We start from the raw sequence: 14,539 nt of genomic DNA, 5'->3' as shown, positions 1-14,539 counted from the left end.
GACCTGGTCGGGGCCTACGAGACGTTCTCCGTCACCGTGATCCGGCCCTTGCGGATGGTCGCCAGCCGCGGCGCCTTCCGGGCGATGGCCGAGTCGTGGGTGACCATGATGAACGTCAGGCCGTGCTCCTTCCACTGCGCTTCGAGTACGTCCATGATCTCGTCCCGCATGGACTCGTCGAGGTTCCCTGTCGGCTCGTCCGCGAGCAGCACCTTCGGGTTCTTCACCAACGCCCGTGCGATGGCCACGCGTTGCTGCTGACCGCCCGACATCTCCGAGGGTAGATGGCTCAGCCGCTCCCCCAGGCCCACCGACTTCAGCGCCTCGGCGGCGCGCTCGCGCCGGTCGGATGCCTTGAGCCGGAGGGGGACCAGCGCGGTCTCCACGTTCTCCTGCGCGGTGAGCGTCGGGATGAGGTTGAAGGACTGGAAGACGAACCCGATGGACTCCGAGCGGACCCGGGTCAGCCGGGCCTCGGGCAGCCGGGCCATGTCGACGCCGTCGAGCTCGACGCTGCCGGACGTGGGCCGGTCGAGCCCGCCGAGCATCTGGAGCAGCGTCGACTTGCCGCCGCCGGTGGGCCCCTGGATGACGAGCCGGTCGCCGTCGCCGATGGTCAGGTCGACCCCGTCGAGTGCGGTGATGGTGTCCTTGCCGCGCCGGTACTGCTTGGTGACGTCTCTGAGGTGATACATGGTGCAACTCCTGTGCTGCGTGAGGAAGTCGGGGCGGCCGGGAACTACTCGACGCGGCGCAGGGCGTCCGCGGGGCGCAGCCGCGAGGCCCGCCAGCCGCCGAACGCACCGGCGATCAGACCGCCCGCGACGGCGAGGCCGACCGCGAGGGCGATGGTCGTGGCGTCGACCGGGGCGGTCAGCGCGATGTCGAGCGTCTTGCTCGCCGCCTGCCGCGCGGGCCCGCCGGGGCCCGTGCCGCCACCGGAGCCGCCGGCGCCGCCGGTGGAGCCGAGCGAGGCCGACAGGGTGGGGCTGATCGCGGTCACGGCGTAGGCGCCCGCGAGGCCGACGGCGATGCCGAGGACACCGCCGATGAGCCCGTTGACGACGGCCTCGCCGACGACCTGCCGGGTGACCCGGCCCGACTTCCAGCCGAGCGCCTTGAGCGTGCCGAACTCGCGCACGCGCCGCGACACCGCGGACGAGGTGAGCAGCCCCGCCACCAGGAACGCGGCGACGAGAACAGCGATCGACAGCCACGTGCCGACGTTCGAGGCGAGCGAGGAGGCCGTGGACAGCGAACCGGAGACGGTCTCGGCGAGGTCGGCCGAGGTGGTGACCGTGGTCCCCGAGATGTTCTCGGTGATGGTCGACTTCACGGCGTCGATCTGCTGCGAGTCGGTCGCCTTCACATAGACCGTCGTCACCTTGTCCTTCATGCCGGCGACGGTCTGCGCCCGCTTCAGCGGGATGTACAGGTTGGCCGCCGAGTCACCGCTGTCGGCGGTGGAGACGCCGATGACCTTGAACTTCGTACCGTGGATGGTGACGTTGTCGCCCAGGGCGAGCTTCTTCTCCTTGGCGTACGAGGCGTCGGCGACGACGACCTTCGCGTTGGTCTCGGACGCCTTGAAGGTCCGCCCCTCGGTGATCTTCGAGGTGGTCAGCGGGCCGAGGTTCTGCTTGGTGACGTCGGTGCCGTAGACGGAGTACGAGTTGACCTGGAAGTCGGCGCCGCCGCCCTGGACACGGCCCTGCGGCTGGCCGGTGCCGCCACCGCCCTGGCCCTTCTGCCCCTGGCTGCCCGGATCCTGCTTGAACTGGCCGCGCGTGAACTGCCCGTCGACCTTCATGACTTGGAGGTTCAGGCCGCCCACCGTGTCGGCGACGCCCTTCTGTTCGGCGACCTTGGCGACCGTCGAGGAGGCGAGGGTCTGGAACCCCTGCACCATGACGCGGTCGGTGGACTGCTTCTCGTCGGAGTCGCCGTCCTTCGCGTCGAACGTGAAGTTCGGGCGCTGGTTGTCCCCGGTCTGAGCGGCTGCCGCCTTGGTGACGGTCATGTCGGTGCCGAGGCCGTACAGGGACTGCAGGACCTTGTCCTGCGCCTTGTTCATCCCGGAGGACACGGAACTGACGACGATGACGAGCGCGATCCCGAGCGCGAGCCCGGAGGCGACGACGAGCGCCGCCTTTCTGCGGCGGCGCAACTCACGCCGGAGATAGGTGAAGAACATGGCCGCAACGTATTGAGGCCCTGTAAGGGTTGCGTGAGGTCCGGATGAGAGCGGGATGAGACCCGAACAGGCGTGAACCCCGGTGTGCGTCGCACACCGGGGTTCATCACTCGGGCTCGGGAAGGATCAGGCGGCGGAGCCGGCCTTCCAGTCCGCCCAGCTCAGGTTCCAGCCGTTGAGGCCGTTGTCCGGCTGGACCGTCTTGTCGCCGGTGTTCTTCACGATGACGACGTCGCCGACCATGGAGTTGTCGTAGAACCAGGCGCCGGGGGTGCTGGAGTCGTTCGCGCCCTTGGCGTCGGCGAGACCGACACAGCCGTGGCTGGTGTTCACGGAACCGAAGATGGACTTCGCGCCCCAGTAGTTGCCGTGGATGAACGTGCCGGAGTTCGACAGACGCATCGCGTGCGGCACGTCCTTGATGTCGTACTCGCCCTTGCCGTCGTCGTCGGTGAAGCCGACCGTCGCGCCGTTCATCCGGGTCTCCTTGAACTTCTCGGAGATCACCATCTGGCCCTCGTACGTCTTGTTCTCGGGCGACCCGGCGGAGATCGGGATGGTCTTGACGACCTTGCCGTCACGGGTGACGGTCATCTGCTTGGTCTTGGCGTCGACCGTGGAGACCTGGTTGCGCCCGACCTTGAACGTGACGGTCTTCTGCTGGACACCGGTCACGCCGTCCGCGCCCTCGACGCCGTCGAGGTCGAGCTTGAGGGTGACGGTGGAGCCGCCCGTCCAGTAGTCCTCGGGGCGGAAGTCCAGGCGGTTCGGGCTGAACCAGTGCCCGACGACCTCCTGGCCGCTGCTGGAGGAGACGGTGATGTGGGACTCGACGTCGGCCTTGTTGGTGATGGCCTTGTCGAAGTTGATCGATACGGGCATGCCCACGCCCACGGTCGAACCGTCCTCCGGCGTGAAGTTGCCGATGAAGCTGTTCGTCGGGGAGACCGTGGTGAACGACGCGTTCTCGTGCGCGACGCGGTTGTCGGCGTCCTTCGCCTCGGCGGCGATCCTGTACGTGGTCGCGCGCTCGAGCTGGTTGGTGGGCTTCCAGCTCTTCTTGTCCGCAGATATCTGACCGGCGACCGCCGTGCCGTCGGCCGTCGTCATCTTGACGTCGGTGAGCGTGCCCTTGCTCACCGTGACCTTGGCGGCGTTGTTGATGCTCGCGTTGTCGGAGCCGTCCTTCGGGGCGATCTTGATGTCGGCCTCGGACGTCTTCTTGGCGGCGGCCTCGTCGGCCTGCTGCTGCTGAGAGTCCTTCTTGCCGCTCGACGAGCCGCTCGCGTCGCTGTCGCCCCCGCTGCACGCAGAGAGCACCAGCACACCGCCGAGCAGGGCGGACGCGGCCATCAGACCCTTGCGCCGCTTACTGTCCGTCATCACACGCTTCTCCATAGTCGCCGATTTCCCCGACTTCCCCGACAGGGAACACAGGGGTTCCCCATTACCCGTACACAACGCCGTGACCGGTTCGTCCCGTTCCCGAAAATGTGCCGATGTGGGGGACGCCACGTCGGCCGAGGCGGTGACCACAGGCGCACCGGTGGTAACGGCACCCCGTCCGGCCCCTCGCCGCACTGACGTGACTCCCCTCTCGGGACGACGAAACCCCGGGCCGCGGTTGCCGCCCGGGGTTCCCGATCCGCACACCGCGGTACGCGCTACCCGCGCTCGTCCCCGCCGTCCTGCTGCTCATCATCCTCGTCCAGGTCCCAGTCCGGCGAATCGGGGTCGTAGTCGACCTGCTCGCTGGACCACGAGGCCTGCACGAGCTCGGCCCCCGGCACGTCGCCGACCAGGTCGAACGGGTCCACCAGGTACGCGACGGCCTCCGCCTCGTCCTCCTGCACGGCCCCCTCGGCGTGCGTCCGCTCCTCGGCCGGCATCGCCTCGTCCTCGGCGATCCGCTGCAACGCGGCCCCGGTCAGCGCCTCCCCGTCGGCCACCTCGAGGACCAGCTCCACCTTCAGCCGGACAAACCGCGACGTCTCATCAGTGCTCATACCGCGGAGCGTACGGCCTGCGGGAGCGAGTCCCGGAGTCCGACGTCGCCGGTGAGGTGCGTTCGCGGGCCTGGGGTGACTAACATCAGCGGACACGGTCAAGTCACCAGCGCCACAAGGGGGATCACATCCGTGTCCGCCGCACGCCGATCGCTGCTCACCGCCACCGCCGCCGGGACGCTCCTGGGCGCCCTGTGGTTCGTACCCAACGCCACGGCCACCCCCGAGGACGCGCCGCGCACCGACCGGACGCGCACCGCGTCCGCGGTCGCCGCCCAGTCCGACCAGCAACTCCGCCTGGCCGACACGGGAACGGTGGACACGACCCCGTACGTGGTCGGCGGCTCGGTCTTCCTGGGCCTGGGCGTGGGCTTCGTGGCGTATTCCGTACGCAGGGGCCGGTCACTGGAGGCGCCCCTTTAGGGGCGCGGGGAACTGCGCGAACAACCACGACGGACGCCGCAGCCGGCTGCAAACAGCAACCACCCACGGCGTCCCTCCGCGACCGCGGCTAGGCCAGCGCCCCGGTGACCGCCTCAACGGCCTTGACCAGCCCACCGGTTCGCACGAACGCATCCGCCGCCGCCAGATCCGGCGCCAGGAACCGGTCGGGCCCGGGGCCCTGGACCCCCGCCGCCCGCACCGCGGCGATCGCCGCCCGCGACGCCGGCGCCGGCGTCAGCCCCTCGCGCAGCTCGATGCCGCGCGTGGCCGCGTACAGCTCGACGGCGACGATCCGCGCCAGGTTGTCGACGGCCGTACGGAGCTTGCGCGCCGCCGACCAGCCCATCGAGACATGGTCCTCCTGCATCGCCGAGGAGGGGATCGAGTCCGCCGACGCGGGCACCGCGAGCCGCTTCATCTCGCTGACCAGCGCCGCCTGCGTGTACTGGGCGATCATCAGGCCCGAGTCGACCCCGGCGTCGTCCGCGAGGAACGGCGGCAGGCCGTGCGAGCGGTTCTTGTCGAGGAGCCGGTCCGTGCGCCGCTCGGCGATCGAGCCGAGGTCGGCGGCCGCGATGGCGAGGAAGTCGAGGACGTAGGCGACCGGCGCGCCATGGAAGTTGCCGTTGGACTCGACCCGCCCGTCGGGCAGTACGACCGGGTTGTCGACGGCCGCCGCCAGCTCCCGCTCGGCGACGAGACGCGCGTGCGCCATCGTGTCGCGCCCGGCACCGGCGACCTGCGGAGCGCACCGCACCGAGTACGCGTCCTGCACGCGCGGCGCGTCGTCCTGGTGGTGTCCGGTCAGGCCCGAACCCTTCAGCACGGCCAGCATGTTGGCGGCCGACGCGGCCTGTCCGGGGTGCGGGCGGATGGCGTGCAGCTCGGGCGCGAGGACCATGTCCGTGCCGAGGAGCGCCTCCATCGACAGGGCCGCCGTGATGTCGGCGGACTTGTAGAGGGTGTCCAGGTCGGCGAGCGCCATGATCAGCATGCCGAGCATGCCGTCGGTTCCGTTGAGGAGGGCCAGGCCCTCCTTCTCGCGCAGCTCGACGGGCGCGATGCCGTGCGCGGCGAGGAGTTCACCGGCGGGCCGCACGACCCCGTCGGGCCCCTCCGCGTCGCCCTCGCCCATGAGCGTGAGCGCGCAGTGCGACAGCGGGGCCAGGTCGCCGGAGCAGCCGAGCGAGCCGTACTCGTGGACGACCGGCGTGATCCCGGCGTTGAGCACGTCCGCCATCGTCTGCGCGACCTCGGGCCGCACGCCCGTGTGCCCGGAGCAGACCGTCTTCAGGCGCAGGAACATCAGCGCCCGTACGACCTCGCGCTCCACCCGCGGGCCCATCCCGGCGGCGTGCGAGCGCACGATGTTGCGCTGGAGCTGCGCGCGCAGCTCGGTGCTGATGTGCCGGGTGGCGAGCGCGCCGAACCCGGTGGAGACGCCGTAGACGGGCTCCGGCTTCGCGGCGAGCGCGTCGACGATCTCGCGGGCGGCGGCCAGCGCGGCCACCGCCTCCGAGGAGAGCTCGATCCGGGCGTTACGGCGCGCAACAGCGACGACATCGGCTGCGGTGACCCCGGTGGTCCCCAGCACCACAGTGTGCATATCCATATTCAGGAGCGTACGCAGTGAATCTCAAGATGTCACGACCGAGTTCCGGGAAGACCCCTTACCGCTCCCGACCCGTTACGAGCACCGCCCCCGGCCCGTTACGAGCACCGCCCCCCGGCCCGTTACGCGCCCGGGTCGCGCCCCCTGATCCGCCGCCGCTCCCCGTCCTCCGCGACCGGCGGCGGCGAGTCCGCGAGCCGTACGACGGGGTCGTCCAGGCCGCCGTCCCGCCCCGCGACCACCGGTTTGACCGCGCGGAGCGCCTTCGCCCTGTACTGGGCGGCGTCCGCGAGCCGGAACAGCCGGCGCGCGCTGGTGACCTCGCCGATCGGGTCCCCGGTCGAGGCGATCCCGCAGGCCACCCCGTCCCCGAGCTCCAACTCGGCGGCGCGCGAACAGACTTCGTCGCCCACCCGCACCACCTCGTCGGCCGACGGGCCCACCGCGAGCAGACAGAACTCGTCGCCGCCGAGCCGCGCCGCGAGCGCGCCGGGCAGCATCGCGCCGCACAGCGAGAGCACCGAGCCGAAACGTTCCAGGAGCCGGTCGCCGATGGCGTGCCCGAGGGTGTCGTTGACCCGCTTCAGGCCGTTCACGTCGCACACCACGAGGCTGACGACCGAGCCGTCGGCCCGGTGCCGGGCGACCGCCTCGTCGAGGCGCATGTCGACGGCCCGCCGGTTGGCGAGCCCCGTCAGCGCGTCGGTGAAGGCGAGCCGCCGCGCCTCCTCCAGGCGTTCGGTCTGCGCGATCCCGGCGGCGACGACCGAGGCGAGCACGGTCGCGAAGTCGGCGTCGCCCGGCCCGAACACCGGTACCGCGACCGGCCGCGCCACATACAGCTCGCCCCACGCCCGCCCGTGCAGCACGATCGGCGCGACGACACAACTGCCGCGCCCGCGCCGCCGCAGCGCGGCGACCCGCTGATGGCAGTAGCCGCCCCGGTCGACGGGCCCGGTGGCGGTCTCCACCCACGCGTTCGGCTCGCCGCCCCCGGCCCACCGCTCGTGCAGGAACTCGGTGATCTCCGGGAACTGGTTCACCGGATACGCCTCGTCCTCGGGGAACTCCTCCTCGCCCGCGGCTCGCTCCCCCACGTTGACCAGGACCCGGAGCCGGCCGCGCCCGCGCTCCCACATGGACAGCGCGGCGAAGCTCCCCTGCAAGGCGTGACAGGCGCCGAGGGCGGCGGCCCGCCAGGACTCGCGGGGGCTCTGCGCAGCGGCCATGCCCTGCGCGAGCGTCACCACGGCCCGCAGCCGGCCGTCCTCCTCACCCATTGCTCCAGGCTAGGGAGAATTCCGGCATTACGGTGAATTCAGTACGGCCGTACCGGTGGGCGCGCCGCACCGCATGTCACTCACCGGGCCACTGCGGCGTGCGCTTCTCGTTGAACGCGGCGACGCCCTCGGCCCGGTCCCCGGAGAACGCCACCGACCGCCACGCCGCGTCCTCCACCTCAAGACCGGCCCGCAGATCGAGCCCCTGCCCGAGCCGCAGCGCGCGCTTGGCCGCGCGCAGCCCGACCGGCGAGTTGGCGGCGATCCGCGCGGCGAGCTCCAGGGCCGCGTCCCGGTCCCGGCCCGCCTCCACGAGGTCGTCGACAAGGCCGTACTCCCGGGCCTGCGCGGCCTGCACCCGGCGCGCCGAGAAGATCAGCTCGGCGGCCCGCGCGGCCCCGACCCGGCGCGGCAGCAGCTGCGTACCGCCGCCGCCGGGGATCACACCCACCGACACCTCGGGAAGCCCCACCACCGCCGTCGCGTCGGCCACGATCACATCGCAGGCGAGGGCCAGCTCGAAGCCGCCGCCGAGCGCGAACCCGTGCACCGCGGCGATCGTCGGCATCGACAGTTCGAGAACGCCGGTGTACGCGGCGCGCGCGACGGGCCGCTGGCGCACCAGCTCGGCGTCGGAGAACGAGTTGCGCTCCTTCAGGTCGGCGCCGACACAGAAGGCCCGCTCGTTGCTGGAGGTGACGACGACGGCCCGTACGTCCCGGTCCTCGTCCAGCGCCCGGCACGCGGCGCCGATCGACCGCGCCATCTCGCTCGACACCGCGTTCATGGCCTTGGGCCGGTCGAGCACCAACTCGGCGACGGTCCCGCCCTCGTGGCGCCGTACGCCCACGAACTCCCCGAACCGCAGCTCATCACCCATGACACAGACCCTCCGGTTAACGTCAGTTAACCGGAGGGTCTCAGGTGCGCCGGGTCAGCGTCCAGGGCTCCACGACGCCGAGGCCGCGGACCGGCCGCTGCCACATCGGCTGCAACGCGAAGCGGTACGTGGGCGGCTCCTCGCCGGCCTCCTCCGCCTTCTGCGCCTCGGTGGCGGCCTCCGCCTCGGACGTCGGCGCGTCGCCGGTGCGGACCAGCTCCTCGGCGAAGGCTCCGTCGACGAGGACGGTGTCCCGAGGAGCTATCGACGTCAGCCGGCTCGCGAGGTTCACGGTCGTGCCGAACACGTCGCCCATCCGCGTCGTCACCGTGCCGAACGCGATGCCGACGCGCAGCTCCGGCATCGTCTCGTCGTTGCTCATCGTCTCGATCAGGCGCAGCGCGATCTCGCTCGCCACTCCCGCGTCGTCGGCGGCGTAGAGCACCTCGTCGCCGAGGGTCTTGATGAGCCGGCCGCCGTGCGCCGCGACCAGGTCGGCCGCGGTGGTCTCGAAGGCCTCGACGAGCTCGCCGAGTTCCTCCTCCTCCATGCGCCGGGTGAGCCGGGTGAACCCGACGAGGTCGGCGAACCCGACGGCGAGCCGCCGGTCCACCATCTCCTCGTCGTCACCGGCCTGCACGACGCGCCCGGTCGCCGCGGCGAGCTGCCGCCGCCACACGTAGACGAGGAACTCCTCCAGCTCGGGCAGGAGCAGCTCTATCAGGGGATACGTGACCTCGGTGCGGGTCATGCCGGGTTCCGGCGGCTCGGTGAGCCCCTCGAGGAACGAGTCGATCTGCCACTCGGCGAGCCGCGCGGTGGTCTGCCCGGTGGACCGGGCGACCTGCACGGCCATCGCCTCGCTGAGCAGCCCGGCCTCGACCAGACCCGCGAGCCGCCGCAGCGCCAGGACGTCGGCCTCGGTCAGCGCCTTGGCCTGCCCGATGTCGGCGAAGCCCATGGCCCGCCAGAACCGCGAGGCCAGCTCCATGGAGACGCCGGCGCTGCGGGCCGCCTGGAACGGGGTGTAACGGCGCTCGGCGCCGAGGATGAGTTGTTCGAGCCGGAGAGCGAGGGGGTCCTCGGTCTCCTGCTCGTCCCCCTCCGGCTTCTCGGGGTCGGGTGGGGAGCCCGTGCCGGAGCCCGAGTCGTCGACGGTCACGCCTGCTGCCCTTCCGATCTGCCGCGGTCAGGTATCGACCGGCGTCAACTCTACGGCAGCCCCTGTGTGCCAGGTCACTCCGTTCGGACCGGGATCCGCCTATTGGGGGTGCGCCGTTTGGTCGGGCGGCGGCTGCGGGTTGTGTGTGGCTGGTCGCGCAGTTCCCCGCGCCCCTGAAGCATGCGCTGCGCGCAGCTTCCCCAGGGGCGCGGCCAGCCCCCACCGAAGCCGCAGACGAACGAACCGTTACGCGGGACGCAGGTGCACGATGTCGCCCGCCCCGACCGCCTCCCGGCGACCATCCGCCCCGGCGATGACGAGGCGCCCGTCCCCGTCGACGGCCACCGCCTCGCCGACCAGCTCCCGGTCCCCGGGAAGAAGAGCCCGCACAGACCGCCCGAGCGTCGCGCACCCCGCCGCATACGTCTCCTGCAACCCGGAAAGCCCGGGATCACCCTCAGCCGCGCACCACTGCACGTACCACCGCTCGAACGACCTGAGCACAGCCCGCAGCACAGGCTCCCGGTCAAGCACCTTCGCCCCGGCCAGCGCCAGCGACCCCGCCCCGGGCACCGGCAACTGGTCCGCCCGCAGCGACACATTGAGCCCGACGCCCACGACGACCCCGCCCGAGCCGGAGGCCTCCGCGAGAATGCCGCCCGCCTTGCGCTCCTCGTCGCCGACGGTGACGAGGAGGTCGTTGGGCCACTTCAGCGCGGTGTCGACGCCGGCCGCCGAGGACAGGGCCGTCGCGACGGCCACCCCGGTGAGCAGCGGCAGCCAGCCCCAGCGCTCCACCGGCACCTCGTGGTCGCCGGGCTTGACCAGGACGGAGAAGAAGAGGCCCGAGCGCGGCGGCGCCGTCCAGGTGCGGTCGAGGCGGCCGCGGCCCGCGCTCTGTTCCTCGGCGACGAGCACGGCGCCCTCGTCGGCGGTGCCCGCGGCGGCCCGCGCCACCAGGTCCGTGTTCGTGGAGCCCGTACGGGGCAGCACCTCCACGGACGACCACAGGCCGCCCTCGCGTACGAGGGACCTGCTCAGGCCCGTCCCGTTGAGGGGCGGGCGGTCCAGGTCGGACCACCGGTTGTCATGCACGTCTGAACCATCTCGCGGCGTCATGCAACCCACCCTAGGTGTGGTAAACGCCGCACTGCGCAGCCGTATTCGCGCCACTACCCTACGAGTCAGTAGCCCCACCCCCAGCGTTCGTCGAATCAGGCAGGGAGCCGCATCCCGATGTCCGAGTTGGAACAGGTCGACATCCACACCACCGCAGGCAAGATCGAGGATCTGCGGCGCCGTATCGACGAGGCGACGCATGCGGGCTCCGCGCGCGCGGTCGAAAAGCAGCACGCCAAGGGCAAGTTGACGGCCCGTGAGCGGATCGAGCTGCTGCTCGACGAGGACTCCTTCGTGGAGCTGGACGAGTTCGCGCGGCACCGCTCCACCGACTTCGGCCTCGACGCCAACAAGCCGTACGGCGACGGTGTCGTGACCGGTTACGGCACCGTCGACGGCCGCCCGGTGGCCGTGTTCTCGCAGGACTTCACCGTCTTCGGCGGCGCCCTCGGCGAGGTCTTCGGGCAGAAGATCATGAAGGTGATGGACTTCGCGCTGAAGACCGGCTGCCCGGTCATCGGCATCAACGACTCCGGCGGCGCCCGCATCCAGGAAGGCGTGATGGCCCTGGGCATGTACGGCGAGATCTTCCGCCGCAACACCCACGCGTCGGGCGTCATCCCGCAGATCAGCCTGGTCGTCGGGCCGTGTGCGGGCGGCGCGGTCTACTCCCCCGCCATCACCGACTTCACGGTCATGGTCGACCAGACCTCGCACATGTTCATCACAGGCCCGGACGTCATCAAGACGGTCACCGGTGAGGACGTCGGCTTCGAGGAGCTGGGCGGCGCGCGCACCCACAACTCCGCCTCCGGCGTGGCCCACCACATGGCGGGCGACGAGAAGGACGCCATCGAGTACGTCAAGCAGCTGCTGTCGTACCTGCCGTCCAACAACCTCAGCGAGCCGCCCGCCTTCCCCGAGGAAGCGGACCTGGCCCTGACGGACGAGGACCGCGAGCTCGACACCCTCATCCCGGACAGCGCGAACCAGCCGTACGACATGCACACGGTGATCGAACACGTCCTGGACGACGCCGAGTTCTTCGAGACGCAGTCGCTGTTCGCGCCGAACATCCTCACCGGCTTCGGCCGCGTCGAGGGCCGCCCGGTCGGCATCGTCGCCAACCAGCCGATGCAGTTCGCCGGCTGCCTCGACATCGACGCGTCCGAGAAGGCCGCGCGCTTCGTGCGCACCTGCGACGCCTTCAACGTGCCGGTCCTGACCTTCGTCGACGTGCCGGGCTTCCTGCCGGGCGTCGAGCAGGAGCACACCGGCATCATCCGGCGCGGCGCCAAGCTCATCTACGCGTACGCCGAGGCCACGGTCCCGCTCATCACGATCATCACGCGCAAGGCGTTCGGCGGCGCGTACGACGTCATGGGCTCCAAGCACCTGGGCGCCGACCTGAACCTGGCCTGGCCCACCGCGCAGATCGCGGTCATGGGCGCGCAGGGCGCGGTCAACATCCTGCACCGCAAGACGCTGGCCGCCGCCGACGACGTAGAGGCCACGCGCGCCCGGCTGATCCAGGAGTACGAGGACACGCTCCTCAACCCCTACACGGCGGCCGAGCGCGGCTACATCGACGCGGTGGTCCTGCCGTCCGACACCCGCGCCCACGTCGTACGGGGTCTGCGTCAGCTGCGCACCAAGCGGGAATCCCTGCCTCCGAAGAAGCACGGCAACATCCCCCTCTAGGAACCCCTAGGAGCCCCGGTCATGATGATCAAGGTCGTACGGGGAAACCCGACCCCCGAGGAGCTGGCCGCCGCACTGGCGGTGGTCCAGGCCCGCGCCGCGGCGGTGCCCGATGCCCCGGCCGCCACGGCGCAGCGGGACGCGTGGGCCGACCCGTCCCGCGTCGCGGGCCGCCGCCTGCCGGCCCCGGGCGCGACGGCCTGGGCCCGCACCTACTGGCCCGGGTGACACATTGAGTACGCGTACTCAGGCGCCCCGCAACCCGGGCATCGCACTATGCGGAGGTGCTGTGGTCAGACCCGGAGGACGGGCCCCCCGAGGAAGCCCGCGAGACGCAGGCGATGCTGCGTCGCGCGGGTGTGATCGTCGCCCTGGCGATGTTCGCGGCGATGCTCATCCTGGGCGTGCTGTAGCCGCCAACCCACCGTAGGGGGACCTGTTTCATCGCGGCTGCGGGCCGGCGGGGGCTGGTCGCGCAGTTCCCCGCGCCCCTGAAATGCAGACGCTTCGCGTCGCATTTCCCCGACGAACGCGCCCCATGAGATGCCGCACCGACGGGGCGCGACCAGCGACGGCGAAACCCGCACCCGCGGTCAAAGCCCGGCCCCTACGGCGGATCGGCGCCCCGTACCCTGGCCCGCATGAACACCCCGCGCCGCCTCATCCTGGCCTCACAGTCCCCGGCCCGACTCGGCCTGCTCCGCAATTCCGGCTTCGCACCGGAGGTGATCGTCAGCGGGGTGGACGAGGACGCCGTCACCGCCCCCACCCCCGCCGAGCTGGCCCTCGCCCTCGCCGAGGCCAAGGCCTCCGTGGTCGCCGCGAAGCCCGAGGCGAGGGGCGCCGTCGTCATCGGCTGCGACTCCGTGCTCGACCTCGACGGCGAGGCGCTCGGCAAGCCCGCCGACGCCGAGGAGGCGACGGCCCGCTGGAAGGCGATGCGCGGCCGCGCGGGCACGCTCCAGACCGGGCACTGCGTGTACGACACGGACAGCGGCCGGTACGTCTCAGGGACCGCGTCGACCGTCGTCCGGTTCGGCGAGCCGAGCGACGCGGAGATCGCCGCGTACGTCGCGACGGGCGAGCCCCTCTACGTGGCGGGCGCGTTCACGCTCGACGGCCGCTCGGCCCCGTTCATCGACGGCATCGACGGCGACCACGGCAACGTCATCGGGCTCTCGCTGCCGCTGCTGCGCCGCCTGCTGGCCGAACTGGGCATCGGCATCACGGAGTTGTGGGCTCCGGCGAGCTAGGGGCGATCGGGGGCGGGGGCGGAGCCTGGTCGGCGGCCTGCTCCCCGTTCTCGTACCGGTCGTACGCCACGAGCGTCAGCACGATCAGGGCGAGCACGACCATCATGAAGGCGAAGGCGGCCCAGCCCACGAGGCCGATGGAGAACGCGCCGAGCAGCCCGTGCACCACGGCCGCGCTGATCAGCAGGATGCGGCCGAGGCCGGCCGGGCGCCGGTCGGCGGCCGCGCAACGGGCCAGGACGAAGGCGCACAGCGCCAGGTAGAGCCCGAACAGGCCGCCGGCCACCCAGGCGCCGACCGACATCGCCCGCGGGTCGAGACCGGCCAGGGACATGTCCTGGCGGTCGACGACCAGCCCCAGGAACCAGTTCAGGAGCACGATCCCGATCGCCTCCGCGAGAAGCACGATCGCGGCCACCCATGCCACCGGTCTGCGCGCCACCGGTCCCACCCACCTTCAACTGACGGTTACCCCGAGTACGTTCGAGACATCGCGAACGCTACTAACGGGTAAACCTCGGGACAAGGGTTCCGGCGCAGGCAAAGAATCGTTGGGCCATTCGTAGGGACTCCACAAAGAATGCCGACCTCGCGCGGCACGGTCTCACAGAGACCTAGGCCACATCGCCGGGCTAGGGTTGCTGCGAGGAATCCCGTGCAGCCAGGCACGACAAGGGATTTCACGGACCGGGCGAGCCTCGAGTCACACTCCGTGTGGGCAAGCTCACCATTGGGGACGGGTCGTAAGGCCGTGTCGGCTGTCCCTAAACTCGGCTTGTTTCAAGGAGGGAGCCATCGTGCGCAAGGTGCTCATCGCCAACCGTGGCGAAATCGCTGTCCGCGTGGCCCGGGCGTGCCGGGACGCCGGGATCGCGAGCGTTGCCGTCT

Annotated in this window: 16 protein-coding genes; 6 read left to right on the top strand and 10 right to left on the bottom strand. The window is 71.2% G+C overall.

The features are described from left to right. Positions 1–14 precede the first annotated feature (14 nt). From AB0L37_RS34005 to AB0L37_RS33990, 4 genes are all read right to left on the bottom strand, one after another. Entirely contained in the window at positions 15–695 is a 681-nt protein-coding gene (locus tag AB0L37_RS34005; protein ID WP_365514436.1) for an ABC transporter ATP-binding protein, read from the bottom strand. A gap of 44 nt (positions 696–739) precedes the next feature. Next, positions 740–2,194: an ABC transporter permease gene (locus AB0L37_RS34000; protein WP_365514433.1), complete on the bottom strand. Its 1,455-nt coding sequence runs from the start codon at positions 2,192–2,194 to the stop codon at positions 740–742. Positions 2,195–2,320: 126 nt separating this feature from the next. Next, a complete protein-coding gene (locus AB0L37_RS33995) occupies positions 2,321–3,592 on the bottom strand; it encodes an Ig-like domain-containing protein (protein ID WP_365514429.1) in 1,272 nt (423 codons plus the stop codon). Positions 3,593–3,858: 266 nt separating this feature from the next. Further along, positions 3,859–4,200: a hypothetical protein gene (locus AB0L37_RS33990; RefSeq protein ID WP_365514427.1), complete on the bottom strand. Its 342-nt coding sequence runs from the start codon at positions 4,198–4,200 to the stop codon at positions 3,859–3,861. 132 nt (positions 4,201–4,332) lie between these two features. Between AB0L37_RS33990 and AB0L37_RS33985 the strand changes: the two genes are divergently transcribed. Continuing rightward, positions 4,333–4,623, top strand: coding sequence for a hypothetical protein (locus AB0L37_RS33985; protein WP_365514424.1), 291 nt, complete (start codon positions 4,333–4,335; stop codon positions 4,621–4,623). An 88-nt stretch (positions 4,624–4,711) separates the two neighbouring features. On the opposite strand, the gene hutH is transcribed toward AB0L37_RS33985, so the two are convergent. The 5 genes from hutH to AB0L37_RS33960 form a co-directional block, all read right to left on the bottom strand. Continuing rightward, a complete protein-coding gene (hutH, locus tag AB0L37_RS33980) occupies positions 4,712–6,250 on the bottom strand; it encodes a histidine ammonia-lyase (RefSeq protein WP_365514565.1) in 1,539 nt (512 codons plus the stop codon). Positions 6,251–6,378: 128 nt separating this feature from the next. After that, on the bottom strand, positions 6,379–7,536 hold the full coding sequence (locus tag AB0L37_RS33975; RefSeq protein ID WP_365514421.1) for a sensor domain-containing diguanylate cyclase: 1,158 nt from the start codon (positions 7,534–7,536) through the stop codon (positions 6,379–6,381). A 76-nt stretch (positions 7,537–7,612) separates the two neighbouring features. After that, the gene (locus tag AB0L37_RS33970) at positions 7,613–8,416 is read right to left on the bottom strand and encodes an enoyl-CoA hydratase-related protein (protein ID WP_365514418.1); all 804 of its coding nucleotides are present in this window, start codon (positions 8,414–8,416) and stop codon (positions 7,613–7,615) included. A gap of 40 nt (positions 8,417–8,456) precedes the next feature. Next, positions 8,457–9,578 carry an adenylate/guanylate cyclase domain-containing protein gene (locus AB0L37_RS33965; RefSeq protein ID WP_365514415.1) on the bottom strand — a complete coding sequence of 374 codons (1,122 nt, stop codon included), beginning with the start codon at positions 9,576–9,578 and terminating at the stop codon, positions 8,457–8,459. Positions 9,579–9,824: 246 nt separating this feature from the next. Then, complete coding sequence (locus AB0L37_RS33960) at positions 9,825–10,697, bottom strand: biotin--[acetyl-CoA-carboxylase] ligase (protein ID WP_365514412.1); 873 nt, start codon at positions 10,695–10,697, stop codon at positions 9,825–9,827. Positions 10,698–10,814: 117 nt separating this feature from the next. On the opposite strand from AB0L37_RS33960, the gene AB0L37_RS33955 reads away from it, so the two are divergent. The 4 genes from AB0L37_RS33955 (at position 10,815) to AB0L37_RS33940 (ending at position 13,651) form a co-directional block, all read left to right on the top strand. Continuing rightward, positions 10,815–12,398: an acyl-CoA carboxylase subunit beta gene (locus AB0L37_RS33955; RefSeq protein ID WP_365514409.1), complete on the top strand. Its 1,584-nt coding sequence runs from the start codon at positions 10,815–10,817 to the stop codon at positions 12,396–12,398. Between the two features lie 21 nt (positions 12,399–12,419). After that, positions 12,420–12,626: an acyl-CoA carboxylase subunit epsilon gene (locus AB0L37_RS33950; RefSeq protein ID WP_365514406.1), complete on the top strand. Its 207-nt coding sequence runs from the start codon at positions 12,420–12,422 to the stop codon at positions 12,624–12,626. Between the two features lie 56 nt (positions 12,627–12,682). Further along, on the top strand, positions 12,683–12,811 hold the full coding sequence (locus tag AB0L37_RS33945) for a hypothetical protein (RefSeq protein WP_365514403.1): 129 nt from the start codon (positions 12,683–12,685) through the stop codon (positions 12,809–12,811). Positions 12,812–13,039: 228 nt separating this feature from the next. Further along, the gene (locus tag AB0L37_RS33940; protein ID WP_365514400.1) at positions 13,040–13,651 is read left to right on the top strand and encodes a nucleoside triphosphate pyrophosphatase; all 612 of its coding nucleotides are present in this window, start codon (positions 13,040–13,042) and stop codon (positions 13,649–13,651) included. On the opposite strand, the gene AB0L37_RS33935 is transcribed toward AB0L37_RS33940, so the two are convergent. After that, positions 13,623–14,102 (bottom strand): hypothetical protein, encoded by a 480-nt coding sequence (locus tag AB0L37_RS33935; protein WP_365514397.1) that lies wholly within the window; start codon positions 14,100–14,102, stop codon positions 13,623–13,625. The genes AB0L37_RS33940 and AB0L37_RS33935 overlap by 29 nt on opposite strands. Before the next feature lie 346 nt (positions 14,103–14,448). On the opposite strand from AB0L37_RS33935, the gene AB0L37_RS33930 reads away from it, so the two are divergent. Further along, the coding region (locus AB0L37_RS33930; RefSeq protein ID WP_308427085.1) for a biotin carboxylase N-terminal domain-containing protein at positions 14,449–14,539 on the top strand (91 nt) is incomplete at its 3' end.

The sequence above is a fragment of the Streptomyces sp. NPDC052225 genome, assembly GCF_040679615.1.
Classification (GTDB): Bacteria; Actinomycetota; Actinomycetes; order Streptomycetales; family Streptomycetaceae; genus Streptomyces.
This window is presented reverse-complemented; position numbering and strand designations above follow the sequence as displayed.

Coding starts and splice junctions, on each gene's coding strand:
- AB0L37_RS33990 (WP_365514427.1), bottom strand. CDS start 4,200: ATGAGCACTGATGAGACGTCGCGGTTTGTCCGGCTGAAGGTGGAGCTG.
- AB0L37_RS33970 (WP_365514418.1), bottom strand. CDS start 8,416: ATGGGTGATGAGCTGCGGTTCGGGGAGTTCGTGGGCGTACGGCGCCAC.
- AB0L37_RS34000 (WP_365514433.1), bottom strand. CDS start 2,194: ATGTTCTTCACCTATCTCCGGCGTGAGTTGCGCCGCCGCAGAAAGGCG.
- hutH (WP_365514565.1), bottom strand. CDS start 6,250: ATGCACACTGTGGTGCTGGGGACCACCGGGGTCACCGCAGCCGATGTC.
- AB0L37_RS33950 (WP_365514406.1), top strand. CDS start 12,420: ATGATGATCAAGGTCGTACGGGGAAACCCGACCCCCGAGGAGCTGGCC.
- AB0L37_RS33955 (WP_365514409.1), top strand. CDS start 10,815: ATGTCCGAGTTGGAACAGGTCGACATCCACACCACCGCAGGCAAGATC.
- AB0L37_RS33975 (WP_365514421.1), bottom strand. CDS start 7,536: ATGGGTGAGGAGGACGGCCGGCTGCGGGCCGTGGTGACGCTCGCGCAG.
- AB0L37_RS33960 (WP_365514412.1), bottom strand. CDS start 10,697: ATGACGCCGCGAGATGGTTCAGACGTGCATGACAACCGGTGGTCCGAC.
- AB0L37_RS34005 (WP_365514436.1), bottom strand. CDS start 695: ATGTATCACCTCAGAGACGTCACCAAGCAGTACCGGCGCGGCAAGGAC.
- AB0L37_RS33940 (WP_365514400.1), top strand. CDS start 13,040: ATGAACACCCCGCGCCGCCTCATCCTGGCCTCACAGTCCCCGGCCCGA.
- AB0L37_RS33995 (WP_365514429.1), bottom strand. CDS start 3,592: ATGGAGAAGCGTGTGATGACGGACAGTAAGCGGCGCAAGGGTCTGATG.